The organism is Malonomonas rubra (genome assembly GCF_003247215.1).
GTDB classification, from domain to species: Bacteria; Desulfobacterota; Desulfuromonadia; order Desulfuromonadales; family Geopsychrobacteraceae; genus Malonomonas; species Malonomonas rubra_A.
On sequence record NZ_QKAP01000121.1, the window covers coordinates 15,438 to 34,579 of the forward strand.

A 19,142-nucleotide genomic window follows, 5' to 3' on the forward strand; every position below is an offset into this window, starting at 1 on the left:
CCCGAATAAATAGCATCGGCATATTTAATCGCAGTCTAGGGGATGAAGAAAGCTTAAGGCAAGTACAAAATCGGGTTAACAGCCTGCTTCCCCTTACGGACTTCAAAGTGCAGCCTTGGAGCCCCCCCCGCAGGGGGGACTCCAGATACCGCTATACGTTCCCCTTTACTGACAAAATCCCCTTGATAAACATAATTTTGCTGATTAAAACCATAAATAGTAAACAGATCATTTTCATGCTGCAAAATGATCAGATGCCCATATCCAATAACACCATCACCACTGTAGATCACCTTCCCCGCCTCTGCAGCATTCACCCTGGACCCAGCCTTGGCGGCGATTTCGATCCCTTTCCCACTACCAGCTTTGGCCCGAGAACTGAAGGAACGTATGATGTTTCCACGCAACGGCCACTGCAGCTTCTTTGCTTCTGTCGGCTTCTCAGTGGTCTTCGCAACGGGATTTCTTTGAGGCATTGTGGTCTGTTTAACCGTCGATCGGGTCAGTTTCTTTTCGACTTGCAACGGCTGTCGTCTGACTGATGACGAGGATTTTTTTTTGGGTGCTGATTTGGCTGTGGCTACCACTGGGACCGTGAGAACTCGGTCTGCGCCAGGGATATAGAGACGAGTTCCAACCCTGATTTTTGTCGGATCGGAAATATTGTTGGCACGAGAAATCTCCGCCTCACTGACTCCATATGCCAAACTGATTCGATAAAGATTCTGCCCCGGTTTAACTGTATGATAGATTCCCAGATCACAGGCCGACAGCAGCAACAGAAGAAATAACGGCAGGAAGAAGCACCAGCATATAGGAATGCTGCTTTTCGGGTTATCGTATTTGAGCCACGCCGCGAACATCAAACTCCTGCAGACTAAATGGATTAATGTAAGTATTTTATGAGCAGTAAAGCTCCTATCAGCAGAGCCAAGAACAGAATGGTCAGTAGATTGAAGTATTTTTCGATAAAAACCCTGGCAGGACGCCCCAAGTAATAAAACAGTCCTGCAACAAGAAAAAATCGCAGACCTCGGCTTACAAGTGAAGCACCGACAAAAACCGGAAAATTGATCTGAAAGGCTCCGGAGGCAATGGTAAAAATCTTGTAAGGAATCGGTGTAAACCCAGCAGCGAAAACCGTCCAGAAATCATATTGATCAAAAAGGGTCTTGACTTGAGCAAAACCTTCAGCCGAAAAACCAGGTACATATTGAAAGAAGTAGAAACTAATCAAGTCCCAGACGCCCCAACCAATCCCGTAACCGAGTACTCCACCGGCTACCGAACCGAGTGTAGCCACCAATGCAAAGCGGTAAGAGAGCATCGGTATGGCCAGACACAAGGCAATCAACAGAACATCAGGCGGCACAGGAAAAAAACTGGCTTCCGCGAAAGCCAACACCCCCAGAGCGGGAATCCCATAGGGTGTTTCCGCCCAAGAGAGCACCCAGTCATATAAACGGCGAACGATCTTCATCATAAGTGTAATTGGAATAATCAATCCTCATCAGTTAGCCAGCCCTGCTCACCTATTAGAGGGACAAAGCGGCAGTCCATTAACTGCTCACGCTTGAACTTATCATCTCCCAAGCGGGTCACCCGCATCAAAATTTGCTGTGACCGGTCACCAACAGGCAGAACTAGTTTCCCACCAACATCCAACTGCTGAAGATATTTCGTAGGGATATCAGGAGCTCCAGCCGCAACCAGAATCCCATCAAATGGCGCTTGGTCACGCCAACCGATCGTACCATCCCCAACCTTGATATTGATGTTACTCATGCAGAGTTGATCGAGCACTTTACGAGCGCGGCCTGCCAGCACTGAAATTCGTTCAATCGAATATACTCTTTTGACCAATAATGACAAAACCGCGCTCTGGTAACCTGAGCCGGTTCCGATTTCAAGAATCCGCTCATGCCCCTGCAGATCAAGGGCAGCCGACATCGCAGCAACCATATAAGGTTGAGAAATGGTCTGCTTCTCTCCGATCGGCAAGGAAGCGTCACTGTAGGCATGGCTCTGCAAACCGGATTCAACAAAGAGATGGCGCGGCACCTGCATCATAGCATCAATAACCCGCTGATCATCAACCCCACGTGCGATGATCTGTTGCTCTACCATACGTCGGCGAGCGATAGCGAAATCTATCAAGCTTTTACTCCAAGTGCCCAATCTTGCAGAGCAGCAAAAGAATCATCATTGGTTAGGTTGGTGTGCAGCGGAGTCACAGAGATCATCTTCTCGTGCAGCGCATTACAGTCACTTCCGGGGATACTTTCAAATCCGACATCACCACCCCCAATCCAGTAATAGTGTCGTCCGCGTGGATCTTTATTAGTGGTCACCAAATCACCATATTTACGTTTTCCTTGTCGCGTCAGCTGCATCCCGCGACATCCCCCCGCCGGCACATTCACATTCAAAAAAGTATCGGGCGGAAGTCCTTTCGATAAAACATGCTCTGCCACTTGGCGTGAAAATCCAGCAGCGAGTGTCAAATCATCCTGATTGAACTGCGTACAATCGAGGGAAATTGCAAAGGCGGGCAAACCCATCAGCGACGCTTCCATAGCCGCACAAACGGTTCCCGAATAGGTTATATCATCCCCCACATTGCTACCACAGTTGATTCCGGAAACAACCAGATCGGGGGTTTGACGAATCAAGCCATGAATCCCCAGATTCACACAATCTGTCGGCATTCCATCGACAGCGTAAACATCCGGCTTGAGTTCTTCGGCCCGCAACGGCCTTTCCAGCGTCAACGCATGGCCAACCGCACTACGATTCCGATCGGGGGCAACCACAACAACACGCCCCAAGCCTTTTAGGGCATCGGCCAAAGCCCTGATTCCCGGTGAGCGAACACCATCATCATTCGTCACCAGAATTAACACGGAAACCCTTTACTCATCGGCGAGGCTACGACTCAGGCGACGGTGAATCCGTTGCAGATCATGCTTAATCAACTTCAGGATTTCCGTCTGAGATTTACTGCTTTCAGGCAGGTCGGCTACATGCGGGTCGGAACAGAGTTTCTTCCGCGCACCTGCAATGGTAAAGCCCTGCCGATAAAGCAAATCTTTTATCAACAGGGCTGTCTCTACATCTTTACGGCGATAGAGACGTTGATTGGTACGACTCTTCACCGGTTGTAAAATGGTAAACTCAGTCTCCCAGTAACGAAGGACATGAGTTTTTACTTTCAGCAAAGCGGCCACTTCGCCGATTTTAAAATAGAGTTTATCAGGTATCTCGACCATCATTTAGGTCAAAAAACAATTTAGGCGTCTTCGCCATTGATCGAAGCCTTCAAAACCTGACTCGGTTTGAAAGTCAAAATTTTCCGGGCGGAAATTTCGATCTCATCGCCGGTTTGCGGATTACGACCACGACGGGAGGCTTTTTCCTTCACGACAAAGTTACCAAATCCGGCAATCTTGATTTTCTCACCTGCTTCCAAAGTGTTCTTCATCAGGTCGAAAACCATTTCCACAATTGCTGCCGATTCCTTTTTAGAAAAACCGGTGGTCAGATAAACGCTTTCTATAAGATCTGCTTTAGTCATAATCCCTCCCGCATCCATTCAGCAGGTGTGTTTATTGAATTCTACTATCTACTTGATTTTTCAGGATTTATACCACAGAGAAACGGTCCGCGCAACAGCTATCAGCGAATTTCTGCCCCCAACTGCTGACAAATTGCATTTATCAGCTTGTCATGCCCCTTGGCAACCTCATTTTCAGTCAAGGTTTTTTCCAAGTCACGATAGCGGACCCGAACCGCCAAGCTTTTCTTCCCTTCAGGAATCCCCTTTCCGGTATAAAGATCGAACAACACAGCATTTTCGATATATTTGACCTTGGTTCGGCCGATAACTTCCATCACCTGTGCAGCCGCAATCGACTCATCCAGCAACAGTGCGCTATCACGAATCACATCCGGATAGCGGGATAAGGGCTTGAATTGACTATATTCACCGACAGCGGCAAGCATCTCCTCAACATCAAGCTCCAACAAATAAACTGGCTGTTCGATGTCGAATACTGCCAACACCTGCGGGTGTACCTCGCCAATACTACCAAGCGATTTCCCAGAGTGCATCAATCGACATGACTTTCCCGGGTGAAGATATGGCTCAGGAGTCTCAACGGTAACCTGAACATCGTTTATGCACACAGCCGACAACAGCTCTTCAGCTACCCCTTTGAGATCATAAAAATCTACTAGCTCACCTGTTTGCGCCCAACCTTCCGGCTGTCGGCGGCCACAAGCTACAGCCGTTAAGGTCAACCGCTCCTGACAAGCATTTTCGCCCACAGGAAGGAATACCGGACGCAGCTCAAAAAGACGTAAATCGTTACTGCGATATGCAAGATTGTAGGCAACGGTTTCCAAAAGGCTCGGCACCAAACTGGTACGCATCACCGATTGATCTTCCGACAATGGATTAAGAATCTTCACCTGCTGCCTGCGCTGGTCATCCTCTCCCAACCCAAGTTTTTCAACCGAATCGGCACCATAAAATGAATAGTTCATCGCCTCGGAAAAACCGCAGGCCACAATTGCATTACGCAGGCTGCTCTGCACCCGTTGACGCTGAGGCGGCACAGTCGCATCGACGGTACCGGTTGGCATGGTCACAGGAATCCGATCATAACCGTAGAGCCGGGCGACCTCCTCGATCAGGTCGACTTCTCGCTCCAGATCAGGACGGAAACTTGGCACGGCAACCAGCAACTGCTCCAGGTTTTCACCATCCTCAACCCGCAGTCCAATCGATTCAAGCAATACCTGAATCGTTTCACGGTCAACCGGAACATCTAGCAATGTCTTCACTTTTCCCACATTCAGGGTTAACACCGGAATCTGCAACGGCTGCGGATAATTATCAATCACACCGGCAAGCACCTCACCCTGTCCCAGCTCTGCAATCAGGCTGGCAGCACGGTCGAGAGCAACCGGAATCATATCGATATCAGCACCACGCTCAAACCGATGTGAAGACTCCGTATGTAGTCCGTGCCGCTTACTGGTCCGACGGATCGCGGTCGGTTTGAAATAGGCCGCCTCGAGCAGTATATCTTCCGTATCGTCCTGCACCTCGGAGTTCTGCCCCCCCATGACCCCGGCCATGGCGACCGGCTTCTTTCCGTCACAGATCATCAGGTCCTCGGCGATCATTTCATGTTCCTGATCATCGAGAGAGATGAACTTCTCTCCCTGCTGAGCACGTTTTACGACAATCCGCCCCTCTTCGAGATACTTGAAATCGAAAGCATGCATCGGATGCCCCAATTCCATCATCACGTAGTTGGTAACATCGACCACGTTGTTGATCGAGCGCATGCCGACCGCCTCAAGACGACGTACCATCCAATCGGGCGAAGGGCCAATTTTGACGCCCTTGATCATCCGCGCCGCATAACGCGGACAGTAATCAGCATCTTCGATAACAACGGAGGTCTGATCTGTGATCTTCACCGCCGACTCGGTAATCTGTGGGGCTGGTAGTATTAATTCCTGATCGCACATTGCTGCAACTTCACGCGCTACCCCGACCACACTCAGACAGTCAGGGCGATTCGGCGTCAGGCCGATCTCGATCATAAAATCTTTCAGGTTCAACGCATCGAACACCGGCTGACCGAGTAGCAAACTCTGCGGCAAAATCAGGATACCAGCGGAATCCTCCGCCAATGCCAGCTCCTTTTCCGAGCAGAGCATACCCATGGAAATCTGCCCACGGATTTTCGATTTCTTGATCTTGAAATCCCCGGGCAGAACCGAACCAGGTTGAGCCAATGCGACCAGATCACCGGCTTTGTGGTTGGTCGCCCCGCAGACCACCTGTACCACTTCGTTTCCGTTGTTGACCTGACAAACTGTCAATTTATCCGCATCCGGATGTTTTTCTACCGACTCCAACTTGGCAACGATAACCGAATCGAGCCCGCCGCCGATTTCTTCCAGTGCATCGACCTCAAGACCCGCCATCGTCAGACGATCACAAAGCTCCTGCGGGCTATAATCGAAATCGACAAATTCTTTTAACCAATTATAGGTAACAATCATTTTTCAGTCCTTCCCCAATCTCAAAACTGCTTGAGGAAACGCAGGTCATTTTCAAAAAACAGCCGCAAATCACCAACGCCATATTTGAGCATGGCGATCCGCTCCAGCCCCATACCGAAGGCGAAACCACTATATTTATCGCTGTCGTAATCGACCGAGCCGAAAACCTCAGGGTCGATCATGCCGCATCCGAGGATCTCCAGCCAACCAGTCCGGCTACAGACGCGGCAGCCTTCACCGCCACAAATAACGCACTCGATATCGACCTCGGCACTCGGCTCGGTGAAGGGGAAAAAGGACGGACGGAAGCGGACACCGAGACCTTCGCCGAAATACTCACGGAGGAAGTGGGTCAGAATCCCTTTCAGGTCACCGAAAGTAACCTTTTCATCGACCAGAAACCCTTCAATCTGATGAAACATCGGGCTGTGCGTCAGGTCAGAGTCACGGCGATAGACAGTCCCGGGCGCAATCACCCGCAACGGTGGCTTGTGCTTGAGCATGGCGCGGATCTGCACCGGCGAGGTATGCGTCCGCAACACCAGATCATCTGTAATATAGAAAGTATCCTGCATGTCGCGGGCCGGGTGATCCTTGGGAATATTGAGCGCTTCGAAGTTGTAGAAGTCCTGCTCAATCTCCGGTCCTTCCTCGACCATAAATCCGAGCCGGGAGAAGATATCGACGATTTCCTCCGAGACCAGGGTAACCGGGTGTTTACTGCCAAGCACTGCACGTCGGCCAGGCAGGGTAACATCAATTTTCTCGCTGGCCAGTTTGCCCGCAATCGCTTGCTGCTGCAGCTCTGCCTGCCGCTCGGCAAAACGAGTTTCGAACTGATCTTTCAAGGTATTAACCAGACTGCCGACCACCGGACGCTCTTCAGGAGCGAGGTCGCGCATCCCCTTCATCACTTCGGTTAGAGCACCTTTTTTGCCCAGTACCTGCACACGCACATCCTGCAGCGCTTTTAAATCAGCAGCTAGCTGCAGGTCGCTGAGGGCCTTTTCCTGTAATTGCTCAATCTGTTCTTTCATCAGTTAATCCACGTCTGGGCAAACCATAGCAGTTTGCCAGTTCGATGATTCAAAGAAACTGACGCCGGCAAGCCGGCGTCAGTTATTTACAAAAAGGGAGTGAACCGGAAACGAAAAAGGGAGATGGAGCTTATGTCCATCTCCCCTTGAAGGCTTAAAAACTGATTACTGCAGTTTCGCCTTGGCGGTTTCAACAACAGTGCTGAAACCTGCGGGGTCGTTAACAGCAAGATCTGCCATAATCTTACGGTCAAGTGCGACCTCAGCCTGTTTCAAACCATGAATCAGGCGGCTATAGGAGAGTCCGTTTTCACGGGCTGCGGCATTGATACGAGCAATCCACAGGGCACGAAAATCCCGCTTCTTGACACGACGGTCACGAAAAGCGTAATTCAGGGCACGGTCGACTGCTTCGGTCGCTGAACGGAATAACTTGCTGCGGGCGCCACGGTAACCTTTGGCAAGCTTAAGTACTTTATTCCGACGACGTCTGGCTTTAAAGCCTCTTTTTACTCTTGGCATCTCACTTGCTCCTTCTCTTTAAAGTTAGTTTCGGCATACGCCGCGGTCGGATCTGCAGGGGGAGATAAGTCCCCACAGTTCACAACCAAACTCACCCCATGCATGGGGCGGGTAAATTGTTACAGGTACGGAATCAGCTGATTGATATTACGCTCGTCAGCTTTATGAACAAGAACTGCCTGACGCAGATCACGCTTCCGCTTGGTGGTTTTCTTGGTCAGAATGTGGCTGGTAAAAGCCTTGTTCCGACGGATCTTTCCGGTGCCGGTCTTGCGGAAACGCTTGGCCGCACCACGATTGGTCTTAATCTTTGGCATTACTACTCTCCTGTTACCTTTTGTTTATATGCTCCGGTATCCCGGTTCACTTCCTTAAAGGGCCGATCATCATCGTCATGAAACGACCCATCTTGCTCGGCTGAGACTCGACCTGTCCAACATCCTTGAGCGCGTCGACAGCTTTTTCCAACTGCATCATGCCTTGTTCCGGATGGGCATTCTCGCGACCACGGAACATGATGGTCAGCTTGACCTTATTCCCCTCCTCAAGGAAGCGGCGAGCATGCTTGATTTTAAAGTTGAAATCATGCTCGTCGGTCTTTGGTCGCATCTTAACTTCTTTAATCTCAACCTTGACCTGCTTCTTTTTGGCCTCAGAAGCGCGTTTAGCCTGCTGATATTTATACTTGCCGTAATCCATGATCCGGCAAACCGGAGGCTCGGCCTGTGGCGAAACCTCCACCAGATCAAGTCCCTGCTCTTCAGCCATACGCAAAGCATCTCGGGTATCAAGAATTCCGAGCTGGCCACCCTCATCATCAATCACCCGAACTTCACGGGCCTTGATGGCTTCGTTGATGTTCGCTTCCTTAGCTATGGGTCTGTCTCCTCTACTCTGAATGCAGTTTTCTGCAGCAACAAATCACATCGCACAACGGCGAAAAGACCCACCACGGGCCCTTTCTTGCTTATCTATATGCAGCTGCTTCCTTTTCAACGAAACCGATAAAATCGGTCACGCTCATCGACTCCAGGTTTTTACCGTTACGGAACCGTGGAGCAACTGTCTTTTCTTCCATTTCCCGATCGCCGATGACCAGCATGTACGGAATTTTTGCCACCTGCGCCTCACGGATCTTGAAACCGAGCTTCTCGTTGCGCAAATCCAGCTCTACCCGGACACCTGCAGCGCGTAACTGTCGATAAACCTCTTCGGCGTACTCAGCCTGATTGTCGGTAACATTAACAACAATCGCCTGAACCGGCGAAAGCCAGAGCGGGAAGCTGCCTGCGTAATGCTCAATCAGTACACCGATGAACCGCTCAATCGAGCCGAGAATGACTCGATGCAACATAACCGGGCGATGTTTTTCCCCATCGGCGCCGATATAATTCAGATCAAAACGCTCAGGCAGGGTAAAATCGCACTGGATTGTAGCACACTGCCATTCCCTGTCAAGCGCGTCCTTGAGCTTCACATCGATCTTCGGACCGTAGAAAGCGCCGTCCCCTTCGTTGATTTCATACTCTTGCCCGCTCGACTCCAAAGCGGAGCGCAAAGCATTGGTTGCCCGCTCCCAATCCTCATCACTGCCGATCGACTTGTCAGGTCGGGTCGAGAGCTCCATCGTGTAATCAAAGCCAAAGATTCCAGCGACTTCCTGCACAAACTGCATGATCGCCTTAACCTCGGCATCGATCTGATCAGGACGACAGAGGATGTGGGCATCATCCTGGGTAAAACCGCGTACCCGCAACAACCCGTGCAGCACACCCGACTTCTCGTGCCGATGCACGGTACCGAGTTCGAAGAAACGCAATGGCAGATTCCGATAGGAGCGGGGCTTCGACTTATAGATCAACATGTGTGCCAGGCAATTCATTGGCTTGATCCCATAACCCTGCTCGTCGACCTCGGTGAAATACATATTCTCGCGGTAGTTCTCGTAGTGCCCGGAGGTTTGCCACAATTCGGTCTTGAGAATCTGCGGCCCCATGACAATATCGTAACCGCGCTTGAGATGCTCTTTACGCTCGAAATCTTCAATAATGGTACGCAGCATGGCGCCCTTAGGATGCCAGATCACCAGACCTGCGCCAGCCTCTTCACTGAAGGAGAACAAGTCGAGCTCCCTGCCAAGCTTGCGGTGGTCACGCTTACGCGCCTCTTCAAGCCGGTTCAGGTGGGCCTTAAGATCTTTCTTGTTCTGGAAGGCAGTGGCATAAACCCGCTGCAGCATGGCATTCTTCTCATCACCACGCCAGTAGGCACCGGCCAGACTGGTCAGTTTATATGCCTTGAGAAACCCGGTGCGTGGGATATGCGGCCCCCGACAGAGATCGACAAAGTTACCCTGACGATAAATCGATACCTGCTCTTCATCCAGATCTTCAATTAACTCGACCTTGTAGTCCTCGCCCATCTCGCGGAACATCTTGATCGCGTGGTCTCGGGAAAGTTCTTCTCGAACGATCTGCAGGTCAGCCTTGGCCAACTCGTCCATCTTCTTTTCGATCACCTCGAAATCTTCCGGGACGAACTTTTTGGTTTCACTGTAAAAATCGTAGTAAAAACCATCTTTAATGGCAGGACCGATAGTGACCTGAACCTCATCCCCAAAAAGATCTTTGACCGCCTGGGCCATCAGGTGAGCACAGGAGTGTCGAATCAATTCCAATGCCTCGGGAGAGTTCTGGGTGACCAGTTCCAGCTTGCCGGAAGCTGAAAGCGGCCGGGTCATGTCGATCATCTCGCCTTCGAAACGTGCGGCGACTGCCTGGCGCGCCAAGCCTTCACCGATCGTCAAAGCGACATCATAGGGAGTCGAACCCGACTCAACCTCTTTGACTGACCCATCCGGTAGTTCAATCTGCAACATCGCCATAATCCATTCTCCTGAAACAAAAAGAGGCATCTTGTAAAGATGCCTCGACATTCATTGCAGTGATTGCGGGTGCCGGTCATGGTAGGCACGGGCGGGATTGAACCGCCGACCCCTACCGTGTCAAGGTAGTGCTCTCCCACTGAGCTACGTGCCTGCAACCAACCGCGGCGTGATATTTATCAAATCGCCGTCAATACTGTCAAGCCATTTTCTTAAATTTATTTGGTTTTTTTACCACCCCAGCCAAACAGCATCAACCATGAAGTTTTCTGGCTTGCGTGACAGAAGTGACAGGGTTAGAGTAAACCACCGTTTGACCTAAGTGCAACAGCTATTCATCGCACTTTATCTGTCATGAGGTATTTTATTGTGCAGTCGATCGATCAATTTATTCAAGAGAGCTGTCAGCGGCATTCCGACAATATTGCCATGCAGAGCAAAAACCGTGGCAAGTGGAAACCCCTCAGCTATCAAAAGCTCTGGCTCTCAGTAGAGAAGCTCGCTTCCGGGTTGCGCGTTCAAGGAATAGAGCATAAAGCCCATATTGCCTTACTCGGCCCATCTTCACCCCGCTGGGTCGCCGCCTATCTTTCGATCCTTCGTGCCGGCTGTGTGGCCGTTCCTGTTGACAAGGAACTAAAAGCGGCCGAACTAAGGCAAATTCTGGATGATGCAGATGCCGAAGCGATATTCGTCGGGCAAGCGCAATTTGAAATCCTGATCGATATTATCGATGACCTGCCAAAGCTGCAGAAGATCATCCTGCTCGACATTCCATTGTCTAACATCAGCGACCGCTCCGACATTGCCGGCGTGCTGGAAAAACTCTCCTCCCTTTGGCAGGAACTGACAGAAGTCTGCAACATCCCGGCAGGGAAGAAAAAACAAATCGAAGCAGCGGCGATCGAGGCACATGCCCTGCTGACCGCGCAGGAAGAGCCGGATGGTGGCGAAAAGAAAAAAGCCAATTTCCTCTCCCGATCAGCGACTTCGCGCAACAAACTACTGAAAGAAGGGCGATTGCTTGCCTACAAAAGCCTCTTCCATGAAAAAAAGCTAGAACAGGCGAACAACCAACCGGATGAGGTTGCGGTTATCCTCTACACTTCCGGCACCACCGGTCGCTCGAAAGGAGCAATGCTCAGCCATCGCAACATTGTCAGCAACATCAAAGCCGCCTGCGATCGCTTCCATCTCGACAGCTCGATTTCAACGTTATCTTTTCTGCCAATCAACCATGTTTTCGAGCAGGTCTGTGGTATCTTGCTGCCTCTTTCGCTGGGCGGGAAAGTCAGTTTCGCCGAATCGATCAAGAAACTTGGCGACAATCTCAATGAGATCAAACCGACCTTTCTACTCGGAGTCCCCGCCGTTTACCGTTTACTGCTCGATCGGATCACCAAGAACATTGATTCAAAAACAGCATCGCGACTCCTTTACAAATTTCCTGTGACCCGCAAAATTGTTGCCGTAAAGGTCCAACAGGCAGTAGGAAAAACCACCACCTTTGTCAGCGGCGGTGCGGCCCTCGACCCGGCCATAGCTGCCGGTTTCAAAAAACTAGGCCTGACCCTTCTACAAGGCTATGGCATCACCGAAACTTCACCAGTCATCTCAGCAGAGAGCCCGTTCAAGAGCAAACCGGGAACAGTCGGAGAAGCAATGGATGGCGTGACTGTCAAGATCGACCGTCCCAATGCCGACGGCGAGGGAGAGATCCTGGTCAAAGGCCCTAACGTGATGCTTGGCTATTACAAGAATGAAAAAGCCACCATGGAAGTTCTGCAGAACGGCTGGTATCACACCGGCGACCTTGGCCGCTTCGATGAAGATGGAATGCTGCAAATCTGTGGCCGGGTGAAAAACCTGATCGTCACCCCAAACGGTAAAAACGTCTACCCGGAAGAGGTTGAAAACCAGCTATTGAAGAGCCCATTTATAGCTGAAATCATGGTCTACGGGCACAAAGTAGGCCCCACCGCGGAAGAGGTCTACGCCGTCATCTTCCCAGACGAAGAAAGCCTGTTCAATTACGAAAAGGACCTGGGCAACGGACCGCTTAGCGAAACTGAGATCGAAACCCTTCTGCGTGGCGAAGTCCTGAAATACGGCAAAGACTTGGCAGATTACAAACGGGTGAAAAAGTTCACTCTGCGGGAGGAGGAGTTCCCGAAAACAACTACTAGGAAAATCAAGCGATACGTGGTTGAACCGAAAATCTCTACCGACTAAACAACTAAACTTTCCCAACAAAAAAAGCCGGAATCCACATTTACGGAACCCGGCTTTTGCATTTCTAACTTTTCGATTCAGCCCAGGTTGTTCTCTACCCGGATCAAGCGCGTCGGCTGCTGCACAATCTCCAACTGATCAATTTCGGCCAGCGCCTGGTTGATGTTGGCCTCTTTCGCATCATGAGTCATGATAACAATCGGCACAGCATCTGCTTCATGGCGTTCCGGCTGAATCATAGACTGGATACTGATGTCGTACTTGCCAAGGATACTGGAAATCTGCGCCAGGACTCCCGGCTTGTCAACCGTGGTAAAACGCAGGTAATAGTGGCTGACGATTTCACTCATCGGCTTGATCGGCAACTCTACAATCTGCTCTGCACAGTAGCCCATGATCGGAGTCCTTCTCTTGGCGCCAGCGAGCATATCGCGACCGATCGACATCACATCCCCCATTACGGCGCTAGCAGTGGCATCCATCCCCGCCCCGCTACCGTACAGGAGTGCCGGACCGAGAAAATCGCCCGACAGGCGAATTGCATTGAAAACGCCATCCACCTCCGCCAGCTGATAACTGGCCGGGATCATGGTCGGGTGGACCCGTACCTCAATCTGGTCGCCAAGGTTCTTGCCGATTGCCAACAGTTTGATCTTATATCCCATTTGCGTGGCGAACTGGATATCGATCGCAGCGACCTTGGTAATCCCTTCGGTGTAAACATTGTCGAAATCGACCTTGGTCCCGAAGCACAGAGCCGCCAGTAAAGCAATTTTATGCGCCGTGTCGATCCCCTCGATATCGAAGGACGGATCGGCCTCGGCATAACCAAGTTCCTGTGCAGACTGCAACACTGGAGCAAAATCGCTACCGTTTTCAGTCATCTCGGTGAGGATATAGTTGCAGGTTCCATTGAGAATACCGAGCACATTGCTGAAATTATTCGCACAGAGATTTTCCTTGATTGCCGAAATCACCGGGATACCACCACCGACCGCCGCTTCGAACATCACGTCAACGCCTTGTTTTTCGGCGGCCGCCAAAATCTCCTGCCCGTGCAGCGCCATCAGAGCCTTGTTGGCAGTGACAACGTGCTTACCGTTGGCAATAGCCTTGAGGATGAAAGACTTTGCCGGCTCATAGCCACCAATCAGCTCAATCACGATATCGATTTCGGGATTGCTGATGATCTCTTCGACATCCGTACTCAACAAAGCGGTGTCAACCTTTACCCCGCGATCAGTGGTAATATCGAGATCGATGATTTTAGCAAGTTCAAGCGTTGTTCCCAAACGCTGTTGCAACAAATCCGCATTTTTCTGCAACACCCGGATAACACCAGTGCCGATGGTTCCAAAACCAAGCAAACCAATCTTAATCGAGTTCATATATCCTCTCCAGAAAAACTATTCTTTATCTTCCCGCACGTTTTGAGCAACCCTATCAAGCAATCCATTAATAAATGAAGGCGACTCCTTAGTTCCGTATCGTTTGGCAATTTCGATCGCTTCGTTGATTGCAACGGACTTTGGGATATCGGGTTGATAGAGCAGTTCATAGGTACAAATACGCAGAATTGACAGATCAACCGGAGCCATCCGCTCCAGCGACCAGTTCTTGGCAACCTCGCGGATCAGCTTATCGATAACTGCACGAGATTCAACCACCCCCTTGACCAGAACCTCCGCAAAAGTGCGGGCAGCTGTCGACAGGGGTCTATCGGCTGTATCCAAAGGTTCGCCAAGCGCATCATCCGCAAATCTAAAATTTTCCCAAAAATCAGCCAGCAAACGGCTGGCATCGGCCTGCTCGTCCAGACGCAAGGCAAACAGAATTTTTAACGCACATTCCCGAGCGATGCGGCGGTTATTGCTCGACATCAGCTCAGACCGTACCCATCAGGTTAACCATTTCGATGGCGCTCATCGCCGCCTCGACCCCCTTGTTACCAGCTTTGGTACCGGCACGCTCGATCGCCTGCTCAACAGAATCAGTGGTCAAAACACCAAAGGCCACCGGCACCCCACTGTCGAGGGAAACCGAAGCAACCCCCTTTGAAACCTCAGCACAGACATAATCGAAATGTGGTGTTCCGCCACGAATTACAGCCCCAAGGGTGATCACCGCATCGTACTTGCCCGTAGCGACCATCTTCTTGGCCAACAGCGGGATCTCAAAGGCACCGGGGACTCGCACGACGGTCAGGTTTTTATCTTCCGCACCATGACGGGTCAGAGTATCTATTGCACCTTCCAGCAGACGATCACAGATAAAACTGTTAAACCGGCTTACAATCAACCCGAAGCGGTAGCCTTTGGCATCCAATTGACCTTCGATAAACTCAGGCATCTTTTCCTCCTATCGTCACTGGCAGCAACTAGAGATTCTCCAGCATGTGGCCCATTTTTTCACGTTTGGTTTTCAAATATTCTACATTAGTACAGACCGGTACCATCTCGATCGGCACCCTTTCAACAATTTCCAGACCGTACCCTTCGAGGCCGACAATCTTTTTCGGATTATTGGTCATCAACCTCAATTTCCGCGCGCCCAGGTCGGCCAGCATCTGCGCGCCGATCCCGTAATCACGCAAATCTGCAGCAAAACCTAGCGCTTCGTTCGCCTCTACCGTATCGCAACCCTGATCCTGCAGGTTGTAAGCCTTAAGTTTATTGACCAGGCCTATACCACGCCCTTCCTGCCGCATGTAGAGAACTATTCCACAGCCTTCCTTTTCGATGGTTGCCATCGCAGAGTGCAGTTGATCCCCACAGTCGCAACGCTGTGAGCCGAAAACATCTCCAGTGAGGCACTCAGAGTGCACCCGCACCAGTACCGGCTCATCCGGACCGATCTCCCCCTTAACGAGGGCAAGATGCAGCGCCTTATCAACATCGTTCTCATAGACGATCGCCTTGAAATCACCACCATGCTCCGTCGGGATGATTGTTTCTACGGCTTTCCGTACCAACATCTCCTTGCGCATGCGGTACTCAACCATATCGGCGATGGTGATAATTTTCAGCTCATGCCGCTTGGCAAACTCTTTAAGCTGCGGCATCCGTGCCATCGTGCCGTCTTCGTTCATGATCTCGCAGATCACTCCAGCCGGCTTCAACCCCGCCAACCGTGCCAAGTCAACCGAGCCTTCAGTCTGACCGGCCCGCACCAGTACCCCCCCCTTCTTTGCACGTAGCGGGAAGACATGTCCCGGTCGAGCCAGATCACGTGCAGTCGTCTCATCGGCGACGGCTACCTGAATAGTATGCGCCCGGTCGGCGGCGGAGATTCCAGTTGTGACCCCACGCCGCGCCTCAATCGAAACTGTGAATGCGGTGCCGAAGGATGAGCTGTTATCGGACACCATCAATGGCAGGTCCAGTTCGTCGGCCCGCGCTTCGGTTAAAGAGAGGCAGATCAGGCCCCGCCCTTCCCGAGCCATGAAGTTGATGATCTCAGGGGTTGCGTATTCGGCCGCAACAACCAAGTCACCCTCGTTCTCACGGTCTTCATCATCGACCAAGATCACCATCTTGCCTTGACGGATATCTTCGAGAGCAGCTTCTATTTTCGCAGTCGGCATTGATTCTTCCTTCCGAATTAAAGACGTTAGCCGGGAAATATCTCACATAAATCCGTTCTTGGCAAGGAACTCAAGACTGATGCCTTCCCCTTGCTTGCTGTCAGATTTTGCCTCCAGTAACCGCTCGACATAGCGACCGACCAAATCCGTTTCGATGTTCACTCTTGCCCCTTCGCGGCAGTGCTGCAAAGTTGTCATCTCCAACGAGTGAGGGATGATCGCCACCGAAAAACTGTCTTCGCTCACAGTATTCACCGTCAGACTAATGCCATCAATTGCTACAGATCCCTTTGCAACCAGATAACGCAGCGCCTCTTCCGGCACACTGAATTCAAAACGGACCGCGTTCTGATCCTGAAAACGCTTCTTCACGATCGCAACACAATCGATATGGCCGCTGACCAAATGTCCACCAAGCCGGTCGCAAAGCCGCAATGCTCGCTCCAAGTTGACCTGCATGTTTGCTCTCAAGCTGCCCAGGTTGCTGCAATCGAGAGTCTCAGGCGAAACATCGGCCGAAAAGGAATGCTCGTCCCAGGAAACAACAGTCAGGCAAACACCATTGACCGCAATACTTTCTCCCAGATGCAACTCCTCTCTTGCCAACTCGCTGGCGATCTGCAACACTGCGGAATTCCCCTGCCGTTTGAGACTACGTACAGTACCAACCGCTTGAATCAACCCCGTAAACATCGTTCAACCTCTCCTACAATCAAAAGATCTTTATCAACCTGTTCATAGCGAAGATCTCCCAGCGGTATCGCCTCTGCCAATACCGTGCAGCCGCTGCCGGAAAAGATTCCGTAAGTGACGGCCCCACCGATCAACTTAGGGGCAACAAAAACCTGTAGCTGATCGATCAAACCGGCAGTTAAGGCCGCTCCGGCCAAAGTCGAACCACCTTCCAACAACAAACGTTGCACATCTCGCTTCCCCAGTTCATGCCAAAGATGGGGCAGAGAAACCTTACCTTCATCAGCAGGAAACTTGACGACCTCTGCTCCAGCATGCTGCAAACGAAGGATCTTCTCCTCATCGTCACTAATGGTCGCAATAAGGGTCCAGGACGTCGAATGTTGTTGCAGCATCGCTGCGTCAGCTGGCATCCGCAAGTGGCTATCCACCACCACGCGCAGCGGATCACGTCCTCCGCCATCGGGTAAACGGGTATTCAACAAAGGATCATCAGCAAGAACGGTCTCCACTCCGACCATGATCGCCTCGACCCTGTTGCGCAGGAGATGCCCCCGCAGGCGACTCTGCTCACCGGTAATCCATTTTGAGTCTCCGCTTGCCGTAGCGGTCTTGCCATCCAAGGTCATTGCTGCCTTATAGATTGTGTAAGGCATTCCAGATGAGAGAAGCCGGGCAAACGGCATCACCAGCCGCCGACACTCTTGCTCTTCAATCCCGATGGTCACCTCAATCCCGGCCTGCCGCAATTTCTCAATTCCTCTCCCGCAAACACACGGGTTCGGGTCCTGTACCCCGACAAACACCCTCCCGACACCGGCCTTGACCAGAGCGTTGGCGCAGGGACCGGTCCTCCCGTGATGCGAACAGGGTTCAAGAGTGACATAAACATCAGCACCTCTGGCCAGCCCGCCAGCTTGGCGTAGCGCAAAAATCTCGGCATGCGGCTCACCCGCCTTGGGATGAAATCCTTGACCAACGACCTTGCCGGAACGTACGATCAAGGCCCCAACCGGCGGATTCGGCGATGTTCGTCCTTCTCCCCGGCGAGCCAGACCGATCGCCTGCTGCATATACTGTCGATGGATGTCGAGATCCATTTCCACTTCCTTTTAACCTCTAAAAGCACAACAGCCGGAATACCCACGATATCCCGGCTGTTTAGAAAAATCTACAGAGGAATCTCCTAGTTCGAGTTCTTCAACAAATCCGTCAACTCAGTCATAAATTCGTTAATATCCTTGAATTGGCGGTAAACAGAAGCAAAACGCACATAGGCGACCTCGTCAACCGAATGTAGAGTATCCATGACCGCTTCACCGATCAGGCTGGCATCGATCTCCTTATCGCCCCGCTCCTGAAATCTGCGCTCGAGCTGGTCGACCATCTCCTCGATCTGCTCAACCGAAACCGGTCGTTTCTCGCAAGCACGCTGCATTCCGGCAATAATCTTCATTCGATCGAAGGCCTCTCGGCGACCATCTTTCTTGATCACCCAAGGAAGGATCTCTTCGACCCGTTCGTAGGTGGTGAAACGACGCTCGCAGGCAGGGCATTCGCGACGACGACGGACGCTATTCCCTTCTTTGCCGAGGCGGGAATCGACCACGCGAGTATCATCATGTTGACAGAAAGGGCACTTCATAGGTCCTCATCTTGTTCGAACTGCACAAATTCGATACCGGCCTCTTGTAACATCTGCAACGACAGCTCATCCGGGTAACCACGCTTAAACACCACCCCGCCTACACCGGCATTGATCAGCATCTTGGCGCAAATAATACAGGGAGAATCGGTACAGTAGAGGGTCGAACCATCGATGTTGATGCCATGCCGAGCCGCCTGGATAATGGCGTTCTGCTCGGCATGGAGACCGCGGCAGAGTTCGTGGCGCTCACCGGAAGGAACATTGAGTTGATCACGCAGGCAACCTGTAATATCACAGTGGGTGATGCCACTCGGCACCCCGTTGTATCCGGTTGCCAGGATATTCTTTTCTTTTACCAGAATCGCCCCGACCTTACGACGCATACAGGTCGATCGGCTGGCAACCAGCTCGGTGATCTGCATGAAATATTCGTCCCAACTCGGTCGTTGCACGGGATAGTTC

21 protein-coding genes and 1 tRNA gene are annotated in these 19,142 nt (G+C 51.4%); 1 reads left to right on the forward strand and 21 read right to left on the reverse strand.

What is annotated here, in order from left to right:
* Positions 1–53: 53 nt before the first annotated feature.
* The 13 genes from Q7J88_RS12545 to Q7J88_RS12605 form a co-directional block, all read right to left on the reverse strand.
* Positions 54–863: a M23 family metallopeptidase gene (locus Q7J88_RS12545; protein WP_303722574.1), complete on the reverse strand. Its 810-nt coding sequence runs from the start codon at positions 861–863 to the stop codon at positions 54–56.
* A 23-nt stretch (positions 864–886) separates the two neighbouring features.
* Positions 887–1,483 carry a YqaA family protein gene (locus tag Q7J88_RS12550; protein ID WP_303722575.1) on the reverse strand — a complete coding sequence of 199 codons (597 nt, stop codon included), beginning with the start codon at positions 1,481–1,483 and terminating at the stop codon, positions 887–889.
* 17 nt (positions 1,484–1,500) lie between these two features.
* The gene (locus Q7J88_RS12555) at positions 1,501–2,154 is read right to left on the reverse strand and encodes a protein-L-isoaspartate(D-aspartate) O-methyltransferase (protein ID WP_369682033.1); all 654 of its coding nucleotides are present in this window, start codon (positions 2,152–2,154) and stop codon (positions 1,501–1,503) included.
* Positions 2,154–2,903, reverse strand: coding sequence for a 5'/3'-nucleotidase SurE (surE, locus tag Q7J88_RS12560; protein WP_303722577.1), 750 nt, complete (start codon positions 2,901–2,903; stop codon positions 2,154–2,156). Before surE ends, Q7J88_RS12555 begins: the two co-directional genes overlap by 1 nt.
* 9 nt (positions 2,904–2,912) lie before the next feature.
* Complete coding sequence (locus Q7J88_RS12565; protein WP_303722578.1) at positions 2,913–3,272, reverse strand: MerR family transcriptional regulator; 360 nt, start codon at positions 3,270–3,272, stop codon at positions 2,913–2,915.
* 17 nt (positions 3,273–3,289) lie between these two features.
* Positions 3,290–3,574: an integration host factor subunit alpha gene (locus Q7J88_RS12570; protein ID WP_303722579.1), complete on the reverse strand. Its 285-nt coding sequence runs from the start codon at positions 3,572–3,574 to the stop codon at positions 3,290–3,292.
* A 101-nt stretch (positions 3,575–3,675) separates the two neighbouring features.
* Entirely contained in the window at positions 3,676–6,081 is a 2,406-nt protein-coding gene (gene pheT / locus Q7J88_RS12575; RefSeq protein ID WP_303722580.1) for a phenylalanine--tRNA ligase subunit beta, read from the reverse strand.
* A gap of 20 nt (positions 6,082–6,101) precedes the next feature.
* Positions 6,102–7,118: a phenylalanine--tRNA ligase subunit alpha gene (gene pheS, locus Q7J88_RS12580; protein ID WP_303722581.1), complete on the reverse strand. Its 1,017-nt coding sequence runs from the start codon at positions 7,116–7,118 to the stop codon at positions 6,102–6,104.
* Between the two features lie 165 nt (positions 7,119–7,283).
* A complete protein-coding gene (rplT, locus tag Q7J88_RS12585; RefSeq protein ID WP_303722582.1) occupies positions 7,284–7,640 on the reverse strand; it encodes a 50S ribosomal protein L20 in 357 nt (118 codons plus the stop codon).
* A gap of 119 nt (positions 7,641–7,759) precedes the next feature.
* Positions 7,760–7,957, reverse strand: coding sequence for a 50S ribosomal protein L35 (rpmI, locus tag Q7J88_RS12590; protein WP_303722583.1), 198 nt, complete (start codon positions 7,955–7,957; stop codon positions 7,760–7,762).
* 46 nt (positions 7,958–8,003) lie between these two features.
* Positions 8,004–8,516: a translation initiation factor IF-3 gene (gene infC / locus Q7J88_RS12595; RefSeq protein WP_303722645.1), complete on the reverse strand. Its 513-nt coding sequence runs from the start codon at positions 8,514–8,516 to the stop codon at positions 8,004–8,006.
* Positions 8,517–8,607: 91 nt separating this feature from the next.
* A complete protein-coding gene (gene thrS, locus Q7J88_RS12600; RefSeq protein WP_303722584.1) occupies positions 8,608–10,524 on the reverse strand; it encodes a threonine--tRNA ligase in 1,917 nt (638 codons plus the stop codon).
* Positions 10,525–10,603: 79 nt separating this feature from the next.
* Positions 10,604–10,678 (reverse strand) — tRNA-Val (locus Q7J88_RS12605).
* Positions 10,679–10,893: 215 nt separating this feature from the next.
* Here Q7J88_RS12605 and Q7J88_RS12610 point away from each other — a divergent pair.
* The gene (locus Q7J88_RS12610; protein ID WP_303722585.1) at positions 10,894–12,756 is read left to right on the forward strand and encodes a long-chain fatty acid--CoA ligase; all 1,863 of its coding nucleotides are present in this window, start codon (positions 10,894–10,896) and stop codon (positions 12,754–12,756) included.
* A 77-nt stretch (positions 12,757–12,833) separates the two neighbouring features.
* Here the strand turns inward: Q7J88_RS12610 and Q7J88_RS12615 are convergent, their stop codons facing one another.
* The 8 genes from Q7J88_RS12615 to Q7J88_RS12650 form a co-directional block, all read right to left on the reverse strand.
* Complete coding sequence (locus Q7J88_RS12615) at positions 12,834–14,144, reverse strand: homoserine dehydrogenase (RefSeq protein WP_303722586.1); 1,311 nt, start codon at positions 14,142–14,144, stop codon at positions 12,834–12,836.
* Between the two features lie 18 nt (positions 14,145–14,162).
* On the reverse strand, positions 14,163–14,636 hold the full coding sequence (gene nusB, locus Q7J88_RS12620) for a transcription antitermination factor NusB (protein ID WP_303722587.1): 474 nt from the start codon (positions 14,634–14,636) through the stop codon (positions 14,163–14,165).
* Positions 14,637–14,640: 4 nt separating this feature from the next.
* The gene (ribE, locus tag Q7J88_RS12625) at positions 14,641–15,105 is read right to left on the reverse strand and encodes a 6,7-dimethyl-8-ribityllumazine synthase (protein WP_303722588.1); all 465 of its coding nucleotides are present in this window, start codon (positions 15,103–15,105) and stop codon (positions 14,641–14,643) included.
* A gap of 28 nt (positions 15,106–15,133) precedes the next feature.
* Positions 15,134–16,339 (reverse strand): bifunctional 3,4-dihydroxy-2-butanone-4-phosphate synthase/GTP cyclohydrolase II, encoded by a 1,206-nt coding sequence (locus Q7J88_RS12630; RefSeq protein ID WP_303722589.1) that lies wholly within the window; start codon positions 16,337–16,339, stop codon positions 15,134–15,136.
* 42 nt (positions 16,340–16,381) lie between these two features.
* On the reverse strand, positions 16,382–17,032 hold the full coding sequence (locus Q7J88_RS12635; protein WP_303722590.1) for a riboflavin synthase: 651 nt from the start codon (positions 17,030–17,032) through the stop codon (positions 16,382–16,384).
* A complete protein-coding gene (ribD, locus tag Q7J88_RS12640; RefSeq protein ID WP_303722591.1) occupies positions 17,017–18,132 on the reverse strand; it encodes a bifunctional diaminohydroxyphosphoribosylaminopyrimidine deaminase/5-amino-6-(5-phosphoribosylamino)uracil reductase RibD in 1,116 nt (371 codons plus the stop codon). Before ribD ends, Q7J88_RS12635 begins: the two co-directional genes overlap by 16 nt.
* Before the next feature lie 86 nt (positions 18,133–18,218).
* The gene (gene nrdR / locus Q7J88_RS12645) at positions 18,219–18,677 is read right to left on the reverse strand and encodes a transcriptional regulator NrdR (protein WP_303722592.1); all 459 of its coding nucleotides are present in this window, start codon (positions 18,675–18,677) and stop codon (positions 18,219–18,221) included.
* The gene (locus tag Q7J88_RS12650; protein WP_303722593.1) at positions 18,674–19,132 is read right to left on the reverse strand and encodes a cytidine/deoxycytidylate deaminase family protein; all 459 of its coding nucleotides are present in this window, start codon (positions 19,130–19,132) and stop codon (positions 18,674–18,676) included. Before Q7J88_RS12650 ends, nrdR begins: the two co-directional genes overlap by 4 nt.
* Between the last annotated feature and the right edge of the window lie 10 nt (positions 19,133–19,142).